This is a genomic window from Pseudomonas sp. WS 5532 (genome assembly GCF_012985445.1).
Taxonomy (GTDB): domain Bacteria; phylum Pseudomonadota; class Gammaproteobacteria; order Pseudomonadales; family Pseudomonadaceae; genus Aquipseudomonas; species Aquipseudomonas edaphica.
Genome location: NZ_JAAQWK010000011.1, coordinates 85,992 through 110,189 on the forward strand (window position 1 = coordinate 85,992; position 24,198 = coordinate 110,189).

Below are 24,198 nucleotides of genomic sequence, written 5' to 3' on the forward strand. Positions count from 1 at the left end.
GCAAGCCAGCTCCCACAGGGGTTGGGCGTTGACTGGAGGATCGAGGAAGAATTCAGGCCTCGACCAGGCTCCACTGTTTGCTCAAACGCTTATCGGAAATCGGCACCTTGGTGCCCAACTGCTGGGCAAACAGCGACACCCTGTATTCCTCCAACCACCAGCGGTAAAGTTCCAACTGCGGGTCGCGCTTGCCTTCCTGGGCATGTTTGTTCAAACGGTTCTGGTACTGCGCCCACAGGCCGCCCAACTCCGAGCTCCAGACCCGATCTTTTTGCACCTGGCTTGGCAACTTCTCCAGGCGCAACTCGATGGCCTTGAGAAAGCGCGGCAATTCCTTGAACCACTGCGCCGGGGTTTCGCGCACAAAACCGGGATATACCAGGTTGCTGAGTTGCTGTTTGATGTCGTTCAACGCCACCGCCTGGGCCAGGTCGATCTTGCCTTTGAAGCGTTTCTGCAAGCCATGCCAGAGTTTCAGCACGTCCAGGGTCAAGCGCGCCAGGCGTTCGGCGTGTTCGGTCCAACTGCCGCGCTTGCGTTCGGCCAACGCAGCCAGACCCGCACCGTCACGCGGCAGGCTGGCTTCGCCTTCGAGCACGCAGGTGTCGAGGCTGGCCAACAGAATATCTTCCACCAGCGCATCAATGCGCCCCAGCTCGCGGTACATCAGGCCCAGCTCAGTCAACCCAGGCAATTTGCCGCGCAGGAATTTTGCCGGTTCCGCCAGTTGCTGCATGAGCAGGCGCTGCAAGGCGCGGCGGTGCTGAAACTCGGCTTCGGCGGCAGTGGAGAAACGCCCTTCCTTGACCGTGCCGTTTTCTTCGACCAGTGCCGGATACACCGTCATCGACAGGCCAGCAATCTTTTGCTGGGTCTTTTCCGCCACGGCGGCAAACACCTTGGCTTCCACCGGCTGTTGGCTTTTCGCGGTTTGCGGTACAGCCAATGCGGCCTGGCTGGCCTCGGCGAAACGTGCGGTCAGCTCGGCCAGGTCGCGGCCTTCGCCCAGGAACTTGCCCTGGCCGTCAACCACCTCCAGGTTCATCTTCAGGTGGCTTTCCACCTGCTGCGCCGCCTCGGCCCAGGCTTCATCGCTGACCCGCGCGCCGGTCATGCGCAGCAATTCGCGGCCCAGCGCCTGGGGCAACGAGCCCTGGCCAAATTCGATACGTTGCAGGGCGGCCTTGACGAAATCCGGCACCGGCACAAAGTTCTTGCGCAGCGCCTTGGGCAAGTTGCGCACCAGCGCAATGCACTTGGCTTCGATCACACCCGGTACCAGCCACTCCAGGCGCTCAGGCGGCAACGCCGGCAACAGCGGCGCCGGTACGCGCAGGGTTACGCCGTCGCGGGGGTGGTTGGGTTCAAAGTGGTAACTCAGGGCCAGTTCCAGGTCGCCCAGGTGCAGGGTGTCGGGGTAATGCGCGGCCGTGACTTCACTGGCCTCGCGGGCCAGCACGTCCTCTTCACGCATGATCAGCAGTTGCGGGTCTTTCTGGCTGTTGACCTTGTACCAACTGTCGAACGTGGCGGTCTGGTGGATCTCTGCCGGCAAGCGCGCGTCATAAAAGGCGTACAGGGTTTCTTCATCCGCCAGAATGTCGCGACGACGGGCCTTGGCCTCCAGTTCATCGAGCTGTTCCAGCAGTTGCTGGTTGGCCGTGAGGCACTTGGCGCGGGATTGAATCTCGCCGCGTACCAACCCTTCACGAATAAACAACTCGCGGGACACCACCGGGTCAATCGGCCCGTAATGTACCGGCCGGCGCCCGACCACAATCAGCCCGAACAGGGTGATCTGCTCAAACGCCACCACTTGACCGCGCTTCTTTTCCCAGTGCGGTTCGAAGTGGTTTTTCTTGATCAGGTGCCCGGCCAGCGGCTCGATCCAGTCGGCGTCGATCTTGGCGACCATGCGCGCATACAGCTTGGTGGTTTCCACCAGTTCGGCGGTCATCAGCCATTGCGGACGTTTTTTGCCGATGCCCGAGGACGGGTGAATCCAGAAGCGCCGCTGCCGTGCGCCGAGGTAATCGCCGTCTTCGGTTTTCTGGCCGATCTGGCTGAGCAGGCCGGACAGCACCGCCTTGTGCAGTTTCGCAAAGTCGGCCGGTTCCTTGTTGAGGGTCAGTTGCATATCGCGGCAGATCAGGCTCAACTGGCGATGGGAGTCACGCCACTCGCGCAGGCGCAGGTAATTCAGGAAGTTCTTGCGGCACCAGTTACGCAACGGGCTGGCGGTCAACGCCTGGCGCTGTTCTTCAAAGCCGCGCCACAGATTAACCAGCCCGGCGAAGTCCGAGTCTGCATCTTTCCACTGTGCGTGGGCCTGGTCGGCGGCTTGCTGGCGCTCCGGCGGACGCTCGCGAGGGTCCTGGATCGACATGGCACTGGCCACAATCAACACTTCCTGCAAACTGCCGAGCTTGGCCGCTTCGAGCAGCATGCGGCCCATGCGCGGGTCCACCGGCAAGCGCGCCAGTTGGCGGCCCAGCGGCGTGAGCTGGCTGTTGCGGTCGACTGCCGAGAGTTCTTGCAGCAGGTTGAAACCGTCGCTGATCGCCTTGCCATCCGGCGGTTCGATAAACGGGAAGTCGGTGATTTCGCCAAGGCGCAGGTGCAGCATCTGCAGGATCACCGCGGCGAGGTTGGTGCGCAGGATCTCCGGGTCGGTAAATTCCGGACGGCCGATAAAATCTTCTTCGCTGTACAAGCGAATGCAAATGCCCGGCTCAACCCGGCCGCAGCGGCCTTTACGCTGGTTGGCACTGGCCTGGGAAATCGCCTCGATCGGCAGGCGCTGCACCTTGGCGCGGTAGCTGTAGCGGCTGATGCGCGCGGTGCCGCTGTCGATCACATAACGGATGCCCGGCACGGTCAGCGAGGTTTCCGCAACGTTGGTCGCCAACACCACGCGGCGGCCTGGGTGGGACTGGAAAATCCGCTGCTGTTCGGCCGGCGACAGGCGCGCGTACAGCGGCAGAATTTCAGTGTGTTTGAGCTGGGCCTTGCGCAGCATGTCGGCGGCGTCGCGAATCTCGCGTTCGCCGGGCAAAAACACCAGCACATCGCCGGGGCTGCGGCGCTCACTGCGCTCATAGGCGGCAATTTCGTCGAGGGTGGCGAGAATCGCCTGGTCGACGGTCAAGTCATCCTCGACGCGGTTGCCCTCCTCGTCCTGCTCAAGCGTCAACGGGCGATACCAGGTGTCGACCGGGAAGGTGCGGCCCGAGACCTCGACAATCGGCGCATCGTCGAAGTGCTTGGAAAAGCGCTCCAGGTCGATGGTCGCCGAGGTGATGATGACTTTAAGGTCCGGGCGGCGCGGCAACAGGGTTTTCAGGTAACCGAGCAGGAAGTCGATGTTCAGGCTGCGTTCGTGGGCTTCGTCGACGATGATGGTGTCGTAGCGTTCCAGATAACGGTCGTTCTGGGTTTCCGCCAGCAAAATGCCGTCGGTCATCAGCTTGATCAGCGTGTTGGAATCGCTCTGGTCTTCGAAACGCACCTGATAGCCGACCAGCGCGCCCAATGGCGTAGCAAGCTCTTCGGCAACCCGGCTGGCGACGCTGCGCGCAGCAATCCGGCGCGGCTGGGTGTGGCCGATCAGGCCGTACTGGCCGCGCCCAATCTCCAGGCAGATCTTCGGCAACTGGGTGGTTTTACCCGAGCCGGTTTCGCCGGCAATGATCAGCACCTGATGCTTGTTTAGCGCCTCTTTGATCTCGTCACGCTTGGCCGCGATCGGCAGGCTGTCGTCATAGCGAATCACCGGCAGGCTGGCACGCCGCGCGGTGACTTGGGCGCAGGACGCCTGCATACGCGTGACCCACTGCGCCAGCTTCTCCTCGTCGGGCTTCTTGCGCAGCTCAAGCAACTGGCGCCGCAAGCGGTGGCGGTCGGCGAGCATGGCGTGGTCGAGGTTTTTGAGCAGTTGGTCGATAGCGGGCGCTTGGTCAGTCATCAGGTACTTTGCAGGTCGTCTATTTATGCACGGCCGGCAAGTGTGGCAGAAAAGCAGCTGATCTGGCAGACGGCTAAGTAAACCGGATCAAATGTGGGAGCAACTGTCTTAACCCACGCTCCTCTGTGGCAAGCCTGCTCGCCACAACAGCCCACTTTGCACAGACGTTGTTAAATTGGAGCAAGCCTCCTCCCAAACGGTATATGCGTTTACAGCGGGTCTTTGCGCCGATACGGAAACACATCAATCACCTTGCCGGCGCGAATCGCTTCCTGCAGGCCTTTCCAGTAGTCGGCGTTGTACAACTCGCCATGCAACTCGTCGAACAGCTTGCGCTGGCCGGCGTCGGCGAACAGGAACGGCGGGAACTCTTCCGGGAACACGTCCAGCGGGCCGATGGAGTACCAGGGCTCCGAGGCCATTTCATCTTCAGGTGTGCGCGGTGCGGGGATGTGGCGGAAGTTGGCTTCGGTGAGAAAGCAGATCTCGTCATAGTCATAGAACACCACACGACCGTGGCGGGTGACGCCGAAGTTCTTCAGCAGCATGTCGCCGGGGAAGATGTTCGCCGCCGCCAGTTGCTTGATTGCCAGGCCATAGTCTTCCAGGGCTTCGCGCACCTGGGCGGGGTTGGCGTTGTCCAGGTAGAGGTTGAGCGGGGTCATGCGCCGCTCGGTCCAGCAGTGGCGAATCAGTACCGTATCGCCCTCCACTTGCACCGTGCCGGCGGCGACTTCCAGCAGTTCGGCCAGGCATTCGGGCTCGAATTTGCTCAAGGGAAAGCGGAAATCGGCGAACTCCTGGGTGTCGGCCATGCGCCCCACACGGTCAACACTTTTGACCAGTCGGTACTTCTCGATCACCGTGGCGCGGTTGACGTTCTTCGACGGCGAAAAACGGTCCTTGATGATCTTGAACACGGTGTTAAAACCCGGCAGCGTAAACACACTCATAACCATGCCGCGCACGCCGGGCGCCATGATGAATTGATCATCGGTGGTCGCCAGATGGTTGATCAACGCGCGGTAGAACTCCGACTTGCCGTGCTTGTAGAAACCGATCGAGGTGTACAGCTCGGCAATATGCTTGCCAGGCAGGATGCGCTTGAGAAAGCCGATAAACTCGGCCGGCACCGGCACATCGACCATGAAGTAGGAGCGCGTGAAGGAGAAGATGATCGACACATCGGCTTCGTCGGTGATCAGCGCATCGATCTGGATGCCGCGCCCTTCGCGGTGCAACAACGGAATCACCAGGGGCCATTGCTCGTCACGGGTAAAAATACGACCAACAAGGTAGGCGCCTTTATTCCGGTAAAGCACTGACGAAAACAGCTCGATGCTCAGCTGCGGGTCTTTGCACACCCAATCCGGCAGGTTTTCGCGCAACTGCGCCTGGAGGCGGCGCAGGTCGCCGTCGAGGTCGGCGTAGGCTTCGCTGAAGCGGTAATCGGCGAAGATCTGCGCCAGCGTCGCCGCCAGGTCACCCGCAGGCTTATAGGTACGGGTTTGCGCCGCACGTGCCCGGCGCAGGCTGGGCCGCGTGGTGTGGATGAACATGCAGCCGTCGCTGATCAGGTCATGGCTGAACAGCCCGCAAAAGATCGAGTTGTACCAGGTCTCGGACAGCTCATCGTCAAAACGCAGGTCGATCAGGCCGATGTACGCGCTTTTGACCAATGGCCACTCGTCCACTGCCAGCAACGCCGCCTCATCGAAGTGGGCACGCAGACGCGCCGTGACTTCAGCGACCTTCTCTTCATACAAATTAATCCGCGCCGCCGACGCCGCCTGCCCTTGTTGCCACTGAGCCTTTTCGAAACGCTCGCGAGCGCCGTCGGTGATCTGACGAAAATGCTCACGGTAATCGTCGAAGCCATCGAGGATCATGCGGGCAATGGCAGGGGCGGATGGCGACATGCGGGAAACCTCGAACGGGTATCTGGATGCCTGAGCTTAGCCAGTGAATCGAGGCAGGAGAAGGATGATTTGCACATCCGAACTGTACAACTTCATGCAATTTGTACATTTATTTTCAATTTTCACCAATCGACCGTACGGTCAGCAAAAACACCATAAAGTCGCGCCGCCCACCGCTACAGGCCTCGAGCTGCGGGGCTTGACGCTCGTTGCCAGGAAACTGCGCAAACCTGTGAGTTCTCAACGTATGTAACACCCTTGATACCACTTAGGGGAAACCCCGATTACCACCTTGATGGCACTTTGATATATAGCGCGCCCTTCCCAACCTAACAAGGTCTGAAGACCGACCCGGGAACCGGTTCAAATCGCCTAAGGAGCACTAAGATGTCATTGAGGAATATGCCGATCGGTCTGCGCGCCAGCCTGAGTTTTGGGGTGTTGGCCAGCATGCTGGTGATCGTCGGAATGTTTGGCCTGGGGCAGATGGCCAAGCTGCGCGAAAGCGCGTTGGTGATTGAAGAATCGTGGATGCCGAGCATCGAGAATATCCACGACGCTGCCGCCTGCATCGCCAGCATCCGCCTGGAGTCGATGCGCATGGCGACCACTGACGAATCACGGATCCGCGACAACAGCAAAAGCCTGATCGCCAACCAGCGCAGCGAACTCAACACCCTGCTGGAGCACCACGCAGACCTGCTCAGCGGCGACGACGAACGCGCCATGCTCAAGCAGCTCAACATCAATGTGAACACTTACAACAGTATCGTCAGCCAGATGGTGGAGCTGGTCGACAAGGACCAGCAGCAAGACGCCATCGACCTGCTCAGCACGCGCCTCGGCCCGCAGGGCACGCTCCTGAATAAAAGCCTGGAGGACATGATTACCTTCAACCAAAAAGGCGTGGAAACCGCAGCAGACGCGGCGGCGCAGATGTATACCAGCGCGCAGTGGGTGGTCGGCCTGATCATTGTGTGTGCGCTGATCGCGACCTTGTTGCTCGCCTGGCTGCTGACCCGCAGCATCACCGCCCCGCTGGGCCAGGCCCTGGCCGTGGCGCGCACCATTGCCGGTGGTGATTTGAGCCAGCCCGTCGTGGTCAAAGGCAGCGACGAACCGGCGCAACTGTTGACGGCCCTGGCCACCATGCAGGACCAGTTGCGCACCACCCTCCATGGCATCAGCGAGTCGGCGCAGCAACTGGCGTCCGCCGCCGAAGAGATGAGTTCGGTGATGGAGCAGAGCACCCGTGGCTTGCAAGCCCAGAACGATGAGATCGAACAGGCCGCCACCGCCGTCAACGAGATGAGCGCGGCGGTGGACGAAGTCGCGGCCAATGCGGTGTCCAGCGCCGAGGCATCCAAGGCCTCCGACGAAGACAGCAAGCACGGTCATTACCAGATCAGCGAAACCATCAGCTCGATCCAGAACCTGGTGGACGAAGTGCTCGGCGCCTCGAACAAGGCCGAAGGGTTGGCCGTGCAAGCCCAGAACATCAGCAAAGTGCTGGAAGTGATCCGCGGCATCGCTGGGCAAACCAACCTGCTGGCGCTTAACGCCGCCATCGAAGCCGCCCGCGCCGGCGAGGCCGGGCGCGGGTTTGCAGTAGTGGCCGACGAGGTGCGCTCGCTGGCGCAACGCACCCAGGACTCCACCGAAGAAATCGAGCAGATGATCAACGGCATCCAGCAAGGCACCCAAGGCACCGTCGAAGCGCTCAACAGCAGCGCCGAGCACGCCGGCCAGACCTTGCAGCGGGCCAACAACGCCGGCAGCGCCCTGGAAAAAATCACCGCCGCCATCTCGCAAATCAGTGAACGCAACCTGGTGATCGCCAGCGCCGCCGAGCAACAGGCGCTGGTGGCCCGCGATGTCGACCGCAGCCTGGTGAACATCCGCGACCTGTCGACCCAGACTGCCGCCGGTGCCACCCAGACCTCGGCGGCCAGCCACGAATTGTCGCGCCTGGCGGTGGACCTCAACGGCATGGTCACGCGGTTTGTCCTGTAATTAGCGATTGTGTCGCGCAAGCCACTGGGCAACACTCGCCGCCTTATTGACGTAGGAGTGTTCCGTGAGACCTGTCGACACCCTGTACCTGTTGGGGCTGGCTGCCATTTGGGGCGCGAGCTTCCTGTTCATGCGCATCATTGCACCGGAAATCGGCACGGTGCCGACCGCGTTTTTTCGCGTGTCGATCGCCGCCGCCGGGTTGCTGGTAATTCTCACGATGATGTGCGTGAACTGGGACTTCCAGGGCAAGTTCAAGACCGTGCTGCTGCTCGGCGTGATCAATTCCGGGATTCCCGCCACCATGTACTCCGTTGCGGCCCAGGTGCTGCCGGCGGGTTACTCGGCGATCTTCAACGCCACCACGCCGTTGATGGGCGTGTTGATCGGCGGGTTGTTCTTCAGTGAGCGCCTGACCCCTTCGAAAATCGCCGGTGTGTGTTTGGGCCTGTTCGGCGTAGGAGTCCTGACCCGTGCCGGGCCGGTAGCGTTTGATATGGACTTGTTGATGGGCGCACTGGCCTGCCTGCTGGCCACCACGTGCTACGGCTTTGCCGGTTTCCTTGCGCGACGCTGGCTCGATCAACGTGGCGGCCTGGACAGCCGACTTGCGGCGTTGGGCAGCATGCTCGGCGCTACCCTGTTCTTACTGCCGTTCTTTGCCTACAGCGCCATCAGCCATCCACCAGCGAGCTGGGGTGGTTGGCAGGTATGGTCTTCGTTGCTGGGGTTGGGGCTGGTGTGTACGGCGTTTGCCTACATCCTGTACTTCCGCTTGCTGTCGTCCATTGGGCCGGTGAAGTCGATGACGGTGACGTTTATGATTCCGCCGTTTGGGGTGTTGTGGGGGGCGTTGTTGCTGGGGGAGCCGTTGTCGATGGCGCATTTGTATGGGGGGGTGTTGATTGGGGGGGCGTTGTGGTTGGTGTTGCGACCCGGAAAATTGGCGAAAGCGTTGTAGGAGATCGTGCCCAGCCCAGGACGGGTGTGGGCACGCTCAAGTGCCTGACAGGAAGGCCAACTAGGCGAAGGTTTCAGCCTCAGCAAAACGGGTGGCATTGGTATCTTTGGCCGACAGCGTAGGCGGCTCGGAAATCGGCCAATCGATAGCCACGTCGGCGTCATTCCAGGCAAGACTGCGCTCATGCTCTGGCGCCCAGAAATCGGTGGTTTTGTACAGAAACTCAGCACTTTCAGACAGCACTACGAAGCCGTGAGCGAAACCCTCGGGTATCCAAAGCTGGGCTCGGTTGTTCTCGCTGAGGTAAGTGCCCGCCCACTGGCCGAATGTGGGCGAGCTTTTACGCAGGTCCACTGCCACGTCAAAGACTTCTCCGCGTATCACACGCACCAGCTTTCCTTGGGCCTGCTTGATCTGATAATGCAGGCCGCGCAGCACGCCTTTTGCAGATTTTGAGTGGTTGTCCTGCACGAAGTGGACAGGTTTTCCGACAGCCTCCTCGAAAACCTTCTGATTGAAACTTTCGTAGAAAAACCCGCGCTCGTCCCCGAATACTTTCGGTTCAAACAGAATAACGTCCGGGATGGCGAGGGAAGTGGCTCTCATTTTTACGGTATCTCCAACATGTTATCGGGCCAGCTTGGCGGTGCCACGGATCGACCTTAAGGCAGCAACTGGGGATGCCGCGTTCCACTCAGGCCATCAAAAAATCTTGTCACTGAGCAATCGCTTGAGATATTGGCCATAGCCATTCTTGGAAAGCGGCACCGCAAGTTTCTCCAACTGTTCGGCGTCAATCCACTTCTGGCGAAACGCAATTTCTTCAGGGCAGGCAACTTTAAGCCCCTGACGATGCTCAAGCGTTGCAATGAAGTGGCTGGCCTGTAGCAGTGAGTCATGCGTGCCTGTATCCAGCCATGCGTAGCCACGACCCATAATCTCAACCGACAGCTTGCCCTTCTCCATATAGAGACGGTTGAGGTCGGTAATCTCGAGTTCGCCACGCGGCGACGGCTTGATGCTTTTAGCCATTTCAACCACGTCCTGGTCGTAGAAATACAGACCGGTAACCGCGTAGTTTGACTTGGGTTGCAGCGGCTTCTCTTCCAGGCTGATCGCTTTGCCCTCAGTATCGAACTCTACGACGCCATAACGCTCCGGATCGGTCACGTGATACGCGAAGACACTGGCGCCGTCCTGACGCAACATTGCGCTCTTGAGCAGCTCATTAAAATCATGACCGTGATAGATGTTGTCACCCAGCACCAGTGCAGACAGATCATTACCGATGAAGTCCTCACCGATGATGAACGCCTGCGCCAGGCCATCCGGAGACGCCTGTACAGCGTAGGAAATATTCAAACCCCAGTTGCTGCCATCGCCCAAAAGTTGCTCGAATCGCGGGGTGTCCTGTGGCGTGGAAATGATCAGAATGTCGCGAATACCCGCCAGCATCAACGTGGTCAGCGGGTAGTAGATCATCGGCTTGTCGTAAACCGGTAGCAACTGTTTGGAAATAGCCAAGGTTGCAGGGTGAAGGCGCGTGCCCGAACCGCCGGCCAAAATAATTCCTTTGCGTTTTAGCATAGTCATTTCTCTAGAATTTCTTTAAGCATCCGTGCCACACCGTCCTGCCATTCAGGCAGGCAAAGGGAGAAGGCATTCTGCAGTTTTTGAGTATTGAGTCGAGAGTTGCCAGGACGCTTGGCAGGCGTAGGATAAGCGGCCGTGGTTATCGCGCCGACGGATGCCGAAGCGACTTTGAGCTCCACACCTGCCGCCTGCGCCTGGTCGAGCACGAAACGGGCATACCGGTGCCAAGTGGTCTCACCGGCTGCCGCAAGATGGTAGATGCCTTGCAATTGAGGGTTCAAACGCACCGCACGGATAGCATGGGCGGTGACGTCCGCCAGCAGGTCCGCCCCGGTAGGGGCGCCAAATTGGTCGTTGATCACATTCAGGCTGTCACGTTCTGCTGCCAGGCGCAGCATGGTCTTGGCGAAGTTATTACCGCGCGCCGCATACACCCAACTGGTGCGCAAGATCAGGTACGTGCAGCCGGAGGCCTGGATCGCCTGCTCACCTTGCAGTTTGGTCGTGCCATAGACGCTCAGCGGGCCCGCTGGGTCGCTTTCCTGCCAAGGCGTATCACCCTGGCCGTCAAACACATAGTCCGTGGAGTAATGTACCAGCAAGGCATTCAGCTTTCGGGCTTCTGTTGCCAGCACCGCGGGGGCTTCAACATTCACGCGCAGCGCTTGGCCCGGCTCACTCTCGGCCTTGTCGACGGCGGTGTAAGCCGCTGCGTTGACGATTACGTCAGGCGCAAACCGCTGCACGGTAGCCGCCAGCCCTTGCAGATCGTTCAAGTCACCGCAGTAGTCCGGGCTTTTGGAGTGCAACGCCAGGACCTGCCCCAAAGGCGCCAAGCTACGTTGGAGTTCCCAGCCTACCTGGCCATTTTTGCCAAGCAGTAAGATTCTCATACAGAACGCTCGGAGTAGCGCTTCACTACCCGGCCCAATGCCACGTTTGCACCGATAAAGCCTGCACCGCCGGTTACTAAGATAGTCATTGAGTTAAATCTTTTCAGTAATGTCGCAAGGATGGGCCCGAAGTTTCCCATCAACGTCTGCCGATTCACACCCGCCAACCGAAACCCTAGCACTCGTCTGATAAAACCGCCTCGACGATTAACAGGCAAGCAACACGCTGAGTGAGCGCTTGAAACACGAAGAGGTCGGCGAAACGGGGAAAATTAGGCGTTGCACCAGCGAAACCGCCACTTTCAATACGACGAGAGTATAGAGACCGATTTTAAACAAATACGGCCTGCAACCACGACTTTGTCACTAGAGAGAAACCCTCGACCGAAGCCGGCAGCGTTGCTCAGCCAGCCGCCACCTGCAGACGCACCGATTACCCCATATAAAAATAACTTACACTCTAAAGGGCGGAATTATTACAGCATCGCCCTACAGGTACAACATGACCCTCTGATGCCCAAGGGGGCGTTTCGGCGTGCGATCTACCGCCCCCTTGGTGCTCACCTTCTAGTGTTTACGGAAGACAAACGCCAAGCCGATGATGATCAAAACCATCCCTAGCACACTCAATACCGCGAGCCGATTGCCAAAGATCAGATAGTCCATCACGGCCGTTACCGCCGGCACCAGGTAAAACAGGCTGGTGACATTTACCAGATTGCCTCGCGCAATCAGGCGGTACAGCAACAGCGTCGCCAGCAATGACACCACCAACCCCATCCACAACACTGGCAGGTAAAAGCCGGCGTTGTGTTCAAAGTGGAAGGGCTGGAATGGCACAAATACCGAGCACAGCAACAGCCCGGCCAGGTACTGCACCGGCAGCGTGCCCAAGGGGTTGTCAGTAATGCGCTTCTGCATGATGGAACCAAAGGTCATGCTCGCCAGCGCCAGCAGCCCGAACAGCATCCCTGCCAGAGACATGCCCGACAGCCCAATGCCCTGGTAGACCACCATGATCAACCCCGCCAACCCCAGCGTCAGGCCGAACATGCGGCTTAACGAACGCTGACGTTCCATCAGCACCACCGTCAGGATCGGCTGCACGCCCATGACGGTTGCCATCACGCCGGGCGTCACTTTGAGGTCTAGGGCCAGCAGATAGAAAATCTGATACGCCCCCAACAGCACCAGCCCGGTTGCCGCCGCATACAACATCGACTTGCCGGTGCGGGGTAGCTTCAGCTTGAGGATCGGCACCAAGATCACCAACCCTGCCAGGGCAATGGCAAAACGGATCAACAGAAAGGCAAAGGGCGAAGCATGGGCCAGGCCCAACTTGGAGAAAATCGCCCCGCTGCTCCACAGCAGGACAAACAGGCTCGTCGTGGCCGCCGCGGCCACGGATTGTTTCGAAAGAACAGACATGGTTACCACCTGTAATCAGGCAAAAAAGCCAATTCAGCTAAGGCTGAAACTCAGTAGGTTTTTCAGGCGGGCACAGGGGAACAGCTATTCGCTGATCAGCCCGAAATGCCAACACCCGGCGGTGATACGACTGCGTACACCGGCGTGCTACTGACAGGTGGGGGGTAGTGACTGATCTGCGCAGGCTGCTTGTTCCTGCACGGCACGACCACAGCGTTGACCGCTGAATCGACTACCGCTATGCGAGGGGAAGCTGGCATGGGCTGATCTTGTGTGAAGGGTTGAAGAGCGCTGACTATAACCAGCCGTCGACAGGTTTTGCAATCAGCTCTATTCGCGTGGAGGAGTTTTCACTTTGAAGCGTAGGCTCGGTCGTTATAATGCCGACCAGTTTTTATCCAAGGATTTCACATGCTCGCTCTGCCCTGGTTGTACCTGGCGCTTCTCTCCATTGGCTATGTACTGGCCTTGACCTATGGGCAACTCGGCGCGCTGGCGGCGGTGTCGGTCGCCCTGCTGCTGATCGCCGGCTACGCCGTGCGCCAGCAACGCACGCCGTGGGCGCGTTACCTCGGCCACGGGCTATTCATCGTATTGGCGCTGGGCCTGGCGATGCACTGGTTGCCGGGTTTCTACAATGGGCGCGGGATTGACCCGCAGCGCTTTACGCCCGACGCCGTACCGTTCTCGATGTACCTGAACCAGGACAAACCACTGATTGGCTTTTGGCTGTTGCTGGCCTGTCCTTGGATTGTGGTGCGACGCTCATTGCGCCTGACCATTTGCGTTGCAGCCTTAGCCTTGACCCTGACGGCCGTTGCAGCGCTAGGTGGAGCGGTGTTACTTGGGATTATCACCTCGGCACCCAAATGGCCGGAACAGATGTGGCTGTGGGTACTGAACAACCTGCTGCTGGTGACACTGGTGGAGGAAGCACTGTTTCGTGGCTACATTCAGGGAGGTCTAAGCCAACGCTTCAAAAACCTGCCATACGGCGAGAATCTCGCACTGCTACTGGCCTCGCTTTTGTTCGGTTTTGTGCACATTGGCGCAGGTTGGCAGTGGGCCCTTCTGGCGAGTATTGCAGGCATAGGCTACGGCCTTGCTTATCGTTTTGGGGGCCTGTGTGCTGCTATTGCTACCCACTTCGGCTTAAATCTGATCCACATTACTCTATTCACCTATCCGATGCTTAGCTGAAGAACGCTTCAAATCTTGAAAATGCTCTATCAGTTCAGCGGTCCTTGCCGGCAGGTGATAATGCTTCAGGAAGAACTCCCGCCCACTCTTCCCCATTGCTGCCAGGCGCGAAGGATCACTGTTGTATAGCTCCAGAACAGCATCCGCAAGACGCCCGGAATCTTCCGCCGGGGAGCTTAAACCCGCCTGTGCATCCAAGATAACCTGCGCCGTTTCCCCATTGCAGCTGGCAATAATAGGCTTGCCAGCTGCCAGATAACCCTGGACCTTACTTGGAATCGTCGCGGAAAGGACAGCATCACCCTTCAGCGTTACCAGCAACACCGAAGAGACCGTATAGATATCAGCGACTTCCTCAGGGGATATACGCCCCAGCAACTCCACATTTGTAACGCCCAAGTCTTGAATTGTTTGAGCAACAGCTTCCTCCGCACTACCACTTCCTACGACAAAGAACTTAATACCTTCGTGCTCACGCAAAAGGTAAGCGGCTTCTACAATAGTGTTACACGACTGAGCAGAACCTACATTACCCGCAAACACTACCGAAAAATGACGAAAAATCTCGTGCAATTTAGAGGATGCAGGGGGCGCGGTCCGGACTAACTCTTTAGACGAATTAGGCAGTAGCCTGATCTTGCTCCACTTCTTCGTGAGTCTTTGTACCGATGAGCGAAACCCCTCCGACTGAATCAAAATTGAATCCGAAAACCTGTAAATATAGCGTACAAAATACTCGACCAGTTTTAAAATCACTTTACTCTTAACAAATCCTGTAGCCAGCAAGGTCTCAGGCCAAATATCTTGCACCCAAACTGCTAGCGCGGCACGCTTGATGAATGAAACGTATACAGCCGGAAGTGCCTGAAGCAGAGGCGATGGGGCGTAGACAAAAACCACATCAAACTTTCTACCGCGTAACACCCAAGGGGCGAACAGGTAACCAGATACAATAAATGACAAATAATTCAGTGCCATGCCCTTTCCCGAGTTCTTACCTCGAGCGCGCAAAGGCAACCTGATTATTTCTACACCCTCATGGTGTTCAGTGTGAATCCCCATCGCGCGATATCCGGGAAAAATTTTTCCTTCAGGGTAGTTTGGCTTACCGGTCAGAACGGTAACGTCCACGCCCTGAGCCTGCAGCTCTTCTACCACATGATTGATATGAAAACTTTCCGGCCAAAAATATTGCGCCCACACTAAAACTTTCATTCTAATACTTCTCTTAAAAACACCTCTGGACCGAATATGGCTTGAGGCAAACTCACAATACCGAGATGACGTTTGACAGCACGCGCGATAGAAGTGGCTGAGTGAGGATCAAAAGTCTCCACAGGGTCAACAATATCTCTGACGTAGTCAAGCTCAGCGGCGATGATGGGCAGGCCCATTCGAGAAGCCTCGATCAGAGGCAACCCCAATGACTCGGTAAAAGAGGGGTAGATCAAGGCCCTTGCTTGAGCGTAAAGACTGCCAACCTCTGTTGATGTTAGTGAACCGAGATTAGTGACGTTTAACCCCCAGCGCTCTTTCAAGTCTGCAACCTGCGCAGCTAAGGGTGAATCCAGGGAAAGGGTAAGCGCCAGACTGGGGCGTATACCCTGCTCCGCCAACTGTGACCACCCGCGCAATAGCGATTCATGATTTTTATGAGGGTCTGCGCTAGCAACATAAACAAAATCAAAGCGCCGCTCTCTATCAGTGACAGCAGCAGACCTACTGGAGTTCGCAATATATGGACAAATCACAATGTTGGTATTAGGACCTAAATACGCGCGGGTTTGTTCCGCCATCGAAGGGCTTTGCACGATAAATTTATTGACCCGGTGCGCCAAGTTTTTTATCAAAAAACGTTCGACAGTTAGGCGTAGCCGGGTTCTCAACGAATAATTATGCAGGCGAGCGGTGGAAATCAGCAGTCTGTTCTGCAGGAATACCGTTATTTCGCCTTGACAGCGAAATAATGGGACCAAGCCGTTGAAACAAAGCACCGCGTCGCCTTTGGCAACATGCTGCTTAAGCCTGAACTCGGCAGCAAGCCTGGAAAAAAACGAGGGCCGTATTAAGTGTCGCTCAGCGGATGACGAGGGTATCAGGTGCGCAGCTCGAGTATCCAATTGCTCGAAATCCACACGACTATCTGCCGCAGAATAAAGCGCTTGCAGAAGCGTCAGTCCACCACCAACATGAATACCAGGTGCGTGTAAAAATAGTTTCCTTGGAGTGTTCAAAGAACCTTAAAACCTCTCTGGATTTCGCACAGACGACTATAGGCGCGGCGCACTCTTTGTTTAGTACGCGAGGACAATAATCTCAGTATGGTTTTCCTTAGAAAATAGGCGCAGCCAGCCTGACTGGTTACTGTAAGTATGCGAATAGAGGAAACGCCGCAACGCCTGGCCACACCAGCACAGTACTGTCCTGCGTCTATAAAGCCACGCCCCCTTAAGCTTGAGGCCAATATCAAATAACTACCACCCACTTCATGTGAAGTGGCTCCAGGCACCTCCAAATATGAAAGTTCCTTCACAAAAGCCAGGTATAATTCACTCGACTCTTTAAAGGCAAGTTCGACTTTGCTACGCGTATCCTGGCCAGCGTGGCTACGAGCACGAATAAGGACGGAGGGCATATGAATAAATGCAAAATGTTCTGCAGCACGAAACCATAAATCATAATCCTGCGTCGTCCGTAAGCCCTCACTAAACATTCCAACTTCCGCAAAAACACCTCGTGGTATCAGCAAACTGCAACCATGCAAGGCGCTACGTGCGGTCAGCCAATAGCGAAAGTACTCAGTCGGCACCCCTGGCATAAAAACGGAAATATCGTCTGCTTTCGCCTCGTCCGTGAAAATTGAATAATCAGAATAGATAACCGTTCGAGCAGTTTCGTATTTGTTCAAAAAACTGATCTGTTGGGCGATTTTTTGGGGGGTATAGAGGTCATCATGGCTTAACCAGGAAAAATACTCTCCTGCCATTTCACGTATCGCACAGTTCAATGCTGACGCGACACCACCATTAATCTTTTTTAAGTAACGGATGCGATCTCCAAACGAAAGGGCGACGCGCTCAGTCGCCCCGTCATCATGACTACCGTCGTTTACAACAATGACCTCTATATTCGAGTATGTTTGCCCCAGCGCACTCTCTATCGCTCCACCTAAAAAAGCCGACCCATTGAAAACCGGAATAACGATTGTCACCAACGGCGAGAAATCATCAACCGGTAATTCCTTCTCAGGAATCGAAAGCATCACAAACTCCTACGCGAGTTTTTCAGCACTCAAACTCTGTGTTTTCTCACGATGTTTCTTTGTGCTGTACAGTAGAGTCGCGACCATTCCAGGAATATTTACCACAAGCATGCCAACTCGAAAACAGAAGTAAATCGTCGCAAAGGGAGCAACCCTGCTAGCTAACTCGACGCACACTTTAGAAAACACAGACTCACCGACACCTAAACCACCTGGCGTTATAGGAATAACCGAGAATAAGTTCCCGAATACACCTGCAATGGCAGTCACTTCCGCATTCGCGGCGAACGGGAACATTGACGCTATTATCACCATTCCAATAATCACAATACCCGTCGCAGCCAACGAGGCGACCCAACAAAGCAACAACGTTGGCCAGGCACGGAAATACATGAGCAGCGTCAAACCGAACGGCTGAAGGTGATGTCGAATTTTTATCGGCAACCGATCAATAAGGGAAAACTTCAACGCAACAAAGACCCCCAAGACCAGCAGTATCAAACCCATGAAAGACAGTAATACCAGAACTCTTAGCAAACCAATATATTGAAGAAACTCTGAATCCGGAGATACGGCAGCAGGTAGAAAAACTGAAACCAGCATTGCGACAGACACCAAGCCTAACATAGCAAACACTCGGTCTGTGACGATTGAAATAAGCGCTGTCGACCGGCCACTTTCCAACAGCCGAAAGATCTGTACGCCCTTAACCGCGTCACCACCCGCCGCCCCTGGTAGCCAGGTGGAGAAAAAGCTCCCCATCAACTGCAGATTAAGCACCGTACTCAGTGGAATTATATTCTGTGTTGCCTTAAGCAATAGCCACCAGCGAAAGCCGCTAATCAAAATCCCTAAAAACAGGCAAATCAAGGCCGGAACAAAAAGATCGATATGATCGAACACTACTGTTATTGAACCAAAGTCCAACTGACCACTGTTCAGAAGCGCCACGACCAGCGCACCAGCAAGCAACAGTTTTATAATCAAAAAAACCTGGCTCTTTTTTATATAACGCATAATCCCCTACTCTTTAGCCTGTTTTTTTCTGAAATGCGCATTGGACTGTGGTTTTAAGCTCATATCATGCGCCGAAGCTATCAATACCGTCCATCCGCGATGCTAATGCCACCTTACCCGCCATCGCGGGCCCCTCACCGGAAACAGAATACACGCATAGGCTGGCCTCCGCTCCAGCCTAATACGCGCTTCGTCAGTGAAAAGCGGCCAAGCGCTCACGGAGTAACTCATCAGTGCGCTTACTGTATAACCCCAGCGAAATTAACAACAATACGATCAACAATGAACACCCCAGCGCCCATGACAAGCTTTTGGGTTGGTACTCCATCGTGATCGTGTAATGGCCAGGAGGAACAATGACGCCACGGAATGTGTTTTCGACCTTGATGATCGGCGCTTTCTTGCCATTCAACAGCGCGCTCCAGTTGGAGTGCCAGTTATCCGAAAGGAATACTAATGACTCTTCAGTCACATCACCACTGAGCACCACTTTGCTATTGCGGTAAGTCTCTATGACCGCTGGCACCAGCGTATTCCTGAAGCCAGGTGGCAGCTTCGCGCTGTTATTATCCGGTCGCTCCGCCATCCTGACCGAAAAAGCTCTCGGCAGCACCTTGGTGTTTTCCATGACAACAGTACGTAGACTTTCGTAAGCCTCGACGAACCCCACACGCTTCAACTCTTCCTTGTACGCCGAGTAAGCAACAGGTAACAGTACATATTTAACTCCCAACACGTCGACAGCCTCCCAATTGATGGAGTTCGCATTCGGCTTGTCCTGAATTAACATGAAGGTTGGAAAAGATCCTCGCGGCGCAAATCTAGCGTCATACCCAATCCGTTGAGTGTTAGCCAAGTTGAAGGTTGAATAGAAAAAATCATTGAATGCCGGCAGGTTTCCTTGGTTCATGGTCGACACTTCTTGAATCTGATAAGCAGAGCCTAGCTCAGGATCTAGACCACCTTGGCCAAAATTTAAGGTCCGGTAGTGACCGATATTATCTTTTACAAACTGTATGGCGACTGGCATTTTGTCAAATACATCGCTTCTTTCAAAGCGACTCATTTTCCCCCAACCCAACAGTTCAACAAATAACGTAATCAGCACCACCAGGAACACTGCACCCGAACACTTTGCCGTGCGCGGCACATACTTTAGAGTAAGTACAACGACACTCATTAACACGACCGTGGCAACGATGAAGTACAAGGAATTTGTTTTATACTCCAACGCAGGCGCGTGGAGTCCAAATAGATTGAACAAGTAGACTAGGGATGCAACGAGAATTGCCATAAACACTATATACGGCAGCAGATAGAAATCGCGCTGCTGTAAGTTATTAACGCCAAAACCCACCAGCACCACCATAGCAAGCATGATCACGGGCCACCAATACTGGCTCCCGATATTCCCAACGATAGGTAAGTATGAAAATAACCAGTGAATCCATACCGGATCAAACAGCCGTACCACGATAAACAAGCCGCCCAGCGCACAGAGCGATACCAGCCACTTGAAGTGCTTCAGGCGTGCCGAAAATGCACAGCTGGCCAAAGCGATGGCCACGACCCCACTGTGAAAAACGCTATTGCCGGTAATGGAGCCGGCGTCGTCCCAAAAAGCCGCTGCTGGCTCCATGGCGTTATACGATTCAAACAGATAGCTCGGGGTATAAAAGGACGCCAATGCGTTGGGAAAACGCAGCCCCCAGAATATCCTTTTCGAGTAATCGTCCAGCGTACCGAGACTTTTCAAGTTCTCTAGGAAGGGAAAGTATAACGGTGCCAGCAATAGGCCTGACGCCAACACGCTTGTCGCCAGAACAGCTAGAACAAAAAAGCCCTGCTTGATCGAATACTTACCCGTCTGGATGGAAGCTATCAGGCAGCCAACAACTATTAGCCCTATCGCCAGCAGCCCGGTAATAGTGGTCGGCATGAACGTGCATGAAAAGAACAACGCAAACGCCAGTACCGCCATACTCCAAGTCAATACCGAGAGACGATCAATTAGGACTAACGCGGTGTATAGACAGACTGGAATATAGAGATAGCTTTGAGTAACGTTTGAACCAAGGTTCGCAGTGATATAACCGTTGAGCAGGTAGAACGTCGCGGCGCTTGCAGCGGCGATAGAGGATAGCCCAAACACTTCCCGGACGGTGCGATAGATGAAGAACACCCCAAAATATAGGGCGATCATAATCGCAATGTTGAAGCTGAGAGAGCTGCCGCCGAATAACGCACTTACGACCGTCAACGCAGAAAACTTCTGATCAACAAGAGCCTCAGGGCCAAGCGCACCGGCAGCAGAATAAGGGTTCCAGTAAGGCGACTCACCGTTTCTCAAGGTATGGGCCATAAACTGGATCATAGGGTCAGACTGATAAGTCGCCCCACCGCTATCGTTATAGCCCCCCCACCAGTCCGTCCCCATTGGAATGGGGTAGACCGATTTTTTCTGCAACCCCATCACGGCACCTGTCACTTGATCCGTAAGACGCAGACTCGCACCATTGAACAAGACATCAGGGAAGGCGGCCAAGATGAGCAGCAAAGCGACCAGACAGGCTTCCAAAAGAGGCCGCTTCGGATACGATCGTGACACTTGATCACAAAATAAGTTAGACACGGCAGTTCCAAAAATACTTGTTAAAGAAAATTAGAACCAATAGACCAACTTAGTTTTGTGTAAAAACGCACGAATCAGGCAATAACCAAAACCCAACCCCTCTTTATGAAAGATAAACTTTGAAACGCCCCGCTCACGGACACCCTGTGCACCCGCGATGTATTTTACTTCGCCTCCCTTCAAGATCGACTTAAAGGTGATTTCCGGGCTGATGCTGAATCTGTTTTGGCTCAGGCCGACACCCAGTGTTTCTCTTCTACGAAACATCTTGAAGGCGTAAGTCGAGTCAGGAATATACTGACCCAGTGCCAGCTTGACGCCGATACGGAAGAAAAACTGGAAAAACTTATATTTAAATGGAATGGTACCGTCATCGCCCGACTGAATATAACGAGAGCACTGGGCCAAAATGGCACCCTTTTCCATCTCTTCATAAAGTGCTGGAATCAGGTGGATAGGATCTACCGCATCGGCTGAGACGAAAATGCAGTAACGGCCAATCCCGTGAGCGGCACCATATCGAACGACTGCCCCGTAGCCGCGACGATGAAGAGAGCGGCTGATAACGCGAACTGGCAAGTGATCTCGGTTTTGTTCGCTCCATGCAGAGGCCAGGCTATAGGTCTCATCATCGCTTTTGTCATCAACGACAATAATTTCGGTGGTGAATTCCTTGCCGCTCACAGCTTCTTTGACGCTGTCAAGAATCCCAACGATATTTTCTGCCTCATTCAGGCAGGGAATAACGATGGTCAAATCGATAGGATCTTCTTTTCGCGTGGGTACGTCGGCCGTCACGTCTTCGTGTGGTGCTGGATTAGTCTCAATGCTCATATATTTCCCCTTCCCCTAAAAGTGGTGCTTCAGTATATTTTTTGTTTTTTGTTAACCAACCAGTCTGGACGAATAAGGAACCAGACGGCTCAACGCGGCGATAATCAAACTAACTATAAATGCACTGAGCGATAAACTGATGATGCTGGCGAAGGCTGACATTGTTGACAGCGATAAGGTAAAGCCAAACATGCCGCCCTTGATAAGTTCAATGACCAGCAGATGCATAAAGTACACAGGGAACACCAGGCCCGACAAAAACGCCACAGGCTTTGCAAGCTCAGGCGAAAGGCGGATTTTCCCAATTAGCATGAAGGCCGCAACCGCCGCAATCATGACATTAGGGCTGAAATATTCCATCGCGGTTTCAACCGGGGTGGGTGATTTGGAGTTCAAGTACCAGCTGACTAAAAATGTCGTGACACTTGCCAGGACAAACACAATGCCGCTGTACCACGAGGACAGCTTCTTAACCGCCTCGGCGTGCGCCAGGTAGTAGCCGAGCAGGAAATAACCTGGCCAATGCAAGAAGTCAGTTAGTACTAGGTGGTTGAGTATCGGCTCATGATCATAAATCCTTACCGCATTCGCCAGAAACCAGATCCCGAAGAAGTAAGCGGCAAAATGCTTACTCGAAAGGATCGCTGCGGAAAGAGGCTGGAGAATAGGCAAAACGATGTAGATCCCTATGATCATATAAACGAACCACAGATGATACATAACCGGGCCGTTGAATGCCTGTAGCAGCGCCGATGGGATACTCAGCGGCAGCCCCTGCCAGTAGCAAATCCAGAAAACGTGCAGAACGCTCCAGAACGCCAGAGGCACTGCGACTTTCATTATACGGGACGCTACGCCTCTAAAAGCACCAGACGTCTCTCTCCCCAAGAGAAGTGCGCCAGAGAGCATCGCAAACAAGGGGACCGCCACTCGCGCAATGGAGTCAAGAGCGTTGGCAGTTAGAAAGTCCCCAAGACTTATGTTTCTATAGTTGTAGAATATCGGTGCTGAAACATGAATGATAACAACCCCCAGCATTGCAATCAGGCGGCATGAGTCTGCCCAAGCCAATCGCCCCATTTGTTGTTGTGTCATAGCCGTGCTAAACCCTTGAAGTAAGTATTATTTTGTCCAACGGTGCCCCAACAATCACACCGTCAATGCTTGAGGCAGCTACTTTAAACAGAACAGCATCGTGCATCCAATGCAACTGTACGTGCTCCTGCAAGGTTCCATTGGCAATAGCCGCGACAATCGAGTAATCCCCGATGGCCAAAATAGGTAACTTGAAGTGAAAGGCAGCTTCAATACGTTTGCCGGCCTCTACTCTTACGGGAGACTTTTTGTACGAGTGATAGGTGTTGCCCCCAATCAACGGTTGACCCAGACGGTCCTTTATCGTGAACCCCAAGATCGGAAGGTCGATGTCATGATTAGCTTTTGCCACGACCTTGACCACCACCTGTGCGCCGCCCTCACTGACGATCAAGGGATGGCCGGACTCATTGGTAAAGCTGACTTTCAGAATCTCCGCGCCCCCGGTTCCAAATGCTGACGACTGTTCATTGAAACCGAAGCACTCGATTTCTTGATCGCCTTTAGCAATTGACCCATCCGCGATGGAAACCACCTGCTGCTCGATAATGTCAAATTCGGGCTCTTGCTCGGTCGCCGCAACGGAATCGTCTGTCGTCACCGCCGCATCTGCAACAGTGGCAATTTCGGCCCCCGTGTGTTGCATGTATTGCTGAGCGAAGTAGTTTTCACACACTTCCTTGGCGCTACCGGCCTCACGAACAGCACCTCCCTCCAGCCATATCGCGTGATCACAGAATGCAGTGACCGCAGCCAAATCATGACTGACGAAGAGTATGGTGCCCTTCTCCTGAAACTGCCGAAGGAACCGCATGCACTTCTGTGCAAAGAAAGCATCCCCCACGGACAAAGCTTCATCGATAATCAGAATATCGGCATCAACGTGCGCAATCACCGAAAAAGCCAGACGTGCCTGCATGCCACTTGAATAGGCTTTGACCGGCTGGTCGATAAAATCCGCCAGCTCCGAAAAATCGACGATTTTCTGGAACCGCTCTTCAATGCATGACTTCTTCAGCTCGAACAGACTGGCATAGAGGTAAATATTTTCCCGGCCACTGAACTCAGGATTGAAGCCTGAACCCAGTTCAAGAACTGCTGCAACTTTCCCATTAACTTTTATTGAACCCTTGGTCGGCGTCAATGTGCCCGTCAACAATTGAAGCAGGGTACTTTTGCCTGCACCGTTACGACCAATAACACCGACAGACTGCCCTTTAAGTACTTCGAAGCTCACTTCCTTCAAGGCAAGAAAATCACGGTAGTAGTTGCGCTTCCACCCAAAAAAAATTTGCTTCAGACGATCGTGCGGTGAGTCATAGATATGGTAAGCCTTCTCAAGGTCTGAAACTTCGATGACGGGGAGGGCTTTGATTTCGCTGTTCAT

At 54.9% G+C, this 24,198-nt stretch carries 17 protein-coding genes; 3 read left to right on the forward strand and 14 right to left on the reverse strand.

Annotated features, from left to right (window positions below):
• Nucleotides 1-52: 52 nt before the first annotated feature.
• Both hrpA and aceK read right to left on the reverse strand, forming a co-directional pair.
• Nucleotides 53-3,964, reverse strand: coding sequence for an ATP-dependent RNA helicase HrpA (hrpA, locus tag HBO23_RS19365; protein ID WP_170039192.1), 3,912 nt, complete (start codon nucleotides 3,962-3,964; stop codon nucleotides 53-55).
• 209 nt (nucleotides 3,965-4,173) lie between these two features.
• Complete coding sequence (aceK, locus tag HBO23_RS19370) at nucleotides 4,174-5,883, reverse strand: bifunctional isocitrate dehydrogenase kinase/phosphatase (RefSeq protein ID WP_099548841.1); 1,710 nt, start codon at nucleotides 5,881-5,883, stop codon at nucleotides 4,174-4,176.
• Between the two features lie 387 nt (nucleotides 5,884-6,270).
• Here aceK and HBO23_RS19375 point away from each other — a divergent pair, with 387 nt between their 5' ends.
• Nucleotides 6,271-7,896 (forward strand): methyl-accepting chemotaxis protein, encoded by a 1,626-nt coding sequence (locus tag HBO23_RS19375; RefSeq protein ID WP_170039194.1) that lies wholly within the window; start codon nucleotides 6,271-6,273, stop codon nucleotides 7,894-7,896.
• A 64-nt stretch (nucleotides 7,897-7,960) separates the two neighbouring features.
• Nucleotides 7,961-8,857 carry a DMT family transporter gene (locus HBO23_RS19380; protein WP_170039196.1) on the forward strand — a complete coding sequence of 299 codons (897 nt, stop codon included), beginning with the start codon at nucleotides 7,961-7,963 and terminating at the stop codon, nucleotides 8,855-8,857.
• 60 nt (nucleotides 8,858-8,917) lie between these two features.
• On the opposite strand, the gene rfbC is transcribed toward HBO23_RS19380, so the two are convergent.
• The 4 genes from rfbC to HBO23_RS19400 form a co-directional block, all read right to left on the reverse strand.
• Entirely contained in the window at nucleotides 8,918-9,463 is a 546-nt protein-coding gene (gene rfbC / locus HBO23_RS19385; RefSeq protein ID WP_170039198.1) for a dTDP-4-dehydrorhamnose 3,5-epimerase, read from the reverse strand.
• Nucleotides 9,464-9,559: 96 nt separating this feature from the next.
• Nucleotides 9,560-10,444, reverse strand: a complete 885-nt coding sequence (rfbA, locus tag HBO23_RS19390; RefSeq protein ID WP_099548837.1) for a glucose-1-phosphate thymidylyltransferase RfbA — start codon at nucleotides 10,442-10,444, stop codon at nucleotides 9,560-9,562.
• A gap of 2 nt (nucleotides 10,445-10,446) precedes the next feature.
• Nucleotides 10,447-11,343 (reverse strand): dTDP-4-dehydrorhamnose reductase, encoded by an 897-nt coding sequence (gene rfbD, locus HBO23_RS19395; RefSeq protein ID WP_099548836.1) that lies wholly within the window; start codon nucleotides 11,341-11,343, stop codon nucleotides 10,447-10,449.
• Between the two features lie 567 nt (nucleotides 11,344-11,910).
• Nucleotides 11,911-12,771 (reverse strand): DMT family transporter, encoded by an 861-nt coding sequence (locus tag HBO23_RS19400; RefSeq protein ID WP_170039200.1) that lies wholly within the window; start codon nucleotides 12,769-12,771, stop codon nucleotides 11,911-11,913.
• A gap of 411 nt (nucleotides 12,772-13,182) precedes the next feature.
• On the opposite strand from HBO23_RS19400, the gene HBO23_RS19405 reads away from it, so the two are divergent.
• Complete coding sequence (locus HBO23_RS19405; protein WP_170039202.1) at nucleotides 13,183-13,971, forward strand: CPBP family intramembrane glutamic endopeptidase; 789 nt, start codon at nucleotides 13,183-13,185, stop codon at nucleotides 13,969-13,971.
• On the opposite strand, the gene HBO23_RS19410 is transcribed toward HBO23_RS19405, so the two are convergent.
• From HBO23_RS19410 to HBO23_RS19445, 8 genes are all read right to left on the reverse strand, one after another.
• On the reverse strand, nucleotides 13,945-15,186 hold the full coding sequence (locus HBO23_RS19410; RefSeq protein ID WP_170039204.1) for a glycosyltransferase family 4 protein: 1,242 nt from the start codon (nucleotides 15,184-15,186) through the stop codon (nucleotides 13,945-13,947). The two genes, HBO23_RS19405 and HBO23_RS19410, sit on opposite strands and share 27 nt — an antisense overlap.
• Nucleotides 15,183-16,205, reverse strand: a complete 1,023-nt coding sequence (locus HBO23_RS19415; RefSeq protein WP_170039206.1) for a glycosyltransferase — start codon at nucleotides 16,203-16,205, stop codon at nucleotides 15,183-15,185. The genes HBO23_RS19410 and HBO23_RS19415 overlap by 4 nt, the downstream gene beginning before the upstream one ends.
• The gene (locus tag HBO23_RS19420) at nucleotides 16,202-17,233 is read right to left on the reverse strand and encodes a glycosyltransferase (protein ID WP_170039208.1); all 1,032 of its coding nucleotides are present in this window, start codon (nucleotides 17,231-17,233) and stop codon (nucleotides 16,202-16,204) included. The genes HBO23_RS19415 and HBO23_RS19420 overlap by 4 nt, the downstream gene beginning before the upstream one ends.
• 9 nt (nucleotides 17,234-17,242) lie before the next feature.
• Nucleotides 17,243-18,250, reverse strand: a complete 1,008-nt coding sequence (locus HBO23_RS19425) for a lysylphosphatidylglycerol synthase transmembrane domain-containing protein (RefSeq protein ID WP_170039210.1) — start codon at nucleotides 18,248-18,250, stop codon at nucleotides 17,243-17,245.
• Between the two features lie 193 nt (nucleotides 18,251-18,443).
• The gene (locus HBO23_RS19430) at nucleotides 18,444-20,882 is read right to left on the reverse strand and encodes a hypothetical protein (protein WP_170039212.1); all 2,439 of its coding nucleotides are present in this window, start codon (nucleotides 20,880-20,882) and stop codon (nucleotides 18,444-18,446) included.
• 30 nt (nucleotides 20,883-20,912) lie between these two features.
• On the reverse strand, nucleotides 20,913-21,716 hold the full coding sequence (locus HBO23_RS19435) for a glycosyltransferase family 2 protein (RefSeq protein WP_170039214.1): 804 nt from the start codon (nucleotides 21,714-21,716) through the stop codon (nucleotides 20,913-20,915).
• A 51-nt stretch (nucleotides 21,717-21,767) separates the two neighbouring features.
• Nucleotides 21,768-22,811 carry an acyltransferase family protein gene (locus HBO23_RS19440; RefSeq protein ID WP_170039216.1) on the reverse strand — a complete coding sequence of 348 codons (1,044 nt, stop codon included), beginning with the start codon at nucleotides 22,809-22,811 and terminating at the stop codon, nucleotides 21,768-21,770.
• Between the two features lie 7 nt (nucleotides 22,812-22,818).
• Nucleotides 22,819-24,198 (reverse strand): ABC transporter ATP-binding protein, encoded by a 1,380-nt coding sequence (locus HBO23_RS19445; RefSeq protein WP_170039218.1) that lies wholly within the window; start codon nucleotides 24,196-24,198, stop codon nucleotides 22,819-22,821.

Bases quoted from the DNA above. Each gene is read 5' to 3' on its own strand.
- rfbC (WP_170039198.1), bottom strand. From the start codon at position 9,463: ATGAGAGCCACTTCCCTCGCCATCCCGGACGTTATTCTGTTTGAACCG.
- HBO23_RS19425 (WP_170039210.1), bottom strand. From the start codon at position 18,250: ATGCGTTATATAAAAAAGAGCCAGGTTTTTTTGATTATAAAACTGTTG.
- HBO23_RS19420 (WP_170039208.1), bottom strand. From the start codon at position 17,233: ATGCTTTCGATTCCTGAGAAGGAATTACCGGTTGATGATTTCTCGCCG.
- rfbA (WP_099548837.1), bottom strand. From the start codon at position 10,444: ATGCTAAAACGCAAAGGAATTATTTTGGCCGGCGGTTCGGGCACGCGC.
- aceK (WP_099548841.1), bottom strand. From the start codon at position 5,883: ATGTCGCCATCCGCCCCTGCCATTGCCCGCATGATCCTCGATGGCTTC.
- HBO23_RS19440 (WP_170039216.1), bottom strand. From the start codon at position 22,811: ATGACACAACAACAAATGGGGCGATTGGCTTGGGCAGACTCATGCCGC.
- HBO23_RS19400 (WP_170039200.1), bottom strand. From the start codon at position 12,771: ATGTCTGTTCTTTCGAAACAATCCGTGGCCGCGGCGGCCACGACGAGC.
- HBO23_RS19445 (WP_170039218.1), bottom strand. From the start codon at position 24,198: ATGAACAGCGAAATCAAAGCCCTCCCCGTCATCGAAGTTTCAGACCTT.
- HBO23_RS19435 (WP_170039214.1), bottom strand. From the start codon at position 21,716: ATGAGCATTGAGACTAATCCAGCACCACACGAAGACGTGACGGCCGAC.
- hrpA (WP_170039192.1), bottom strand. From the start codon at position 3,964: ATGACTGACCAAGCGCCCGCTATCGACCAACTGCTCAAAAACCTCGAC.
- HBO23_RS19410 (WP_170039204.1), bottom strand. From the start codon at position 15,186: ATGAAAGTTTTAGTGTGGGCGCAATATTTTTGGCCGGAAAGTTTTCAT.
- HBO23_RS19375 (WP_170039194.1), top strand. From the start codon at position 6,271: ATGTCATTGAGGAATATGCCGATCGGTCTGCGCGCCAGCCTGAGTTTT.
- rfbD (WP_099548836.1), bottom strand. From the start codon at position 11,343: ATGAGAATCTTACTGCTTGGCAAAAATGGCCAGGTAGGCTGGGAACTC.
- HBO23_RS19405 (WP_170039202.1), top strand. From the start codon at position 13,183: ATGCTCGCTCTGCCCTGGTTGTACCTGGCGCTTCTCTCCATTGGCTAT.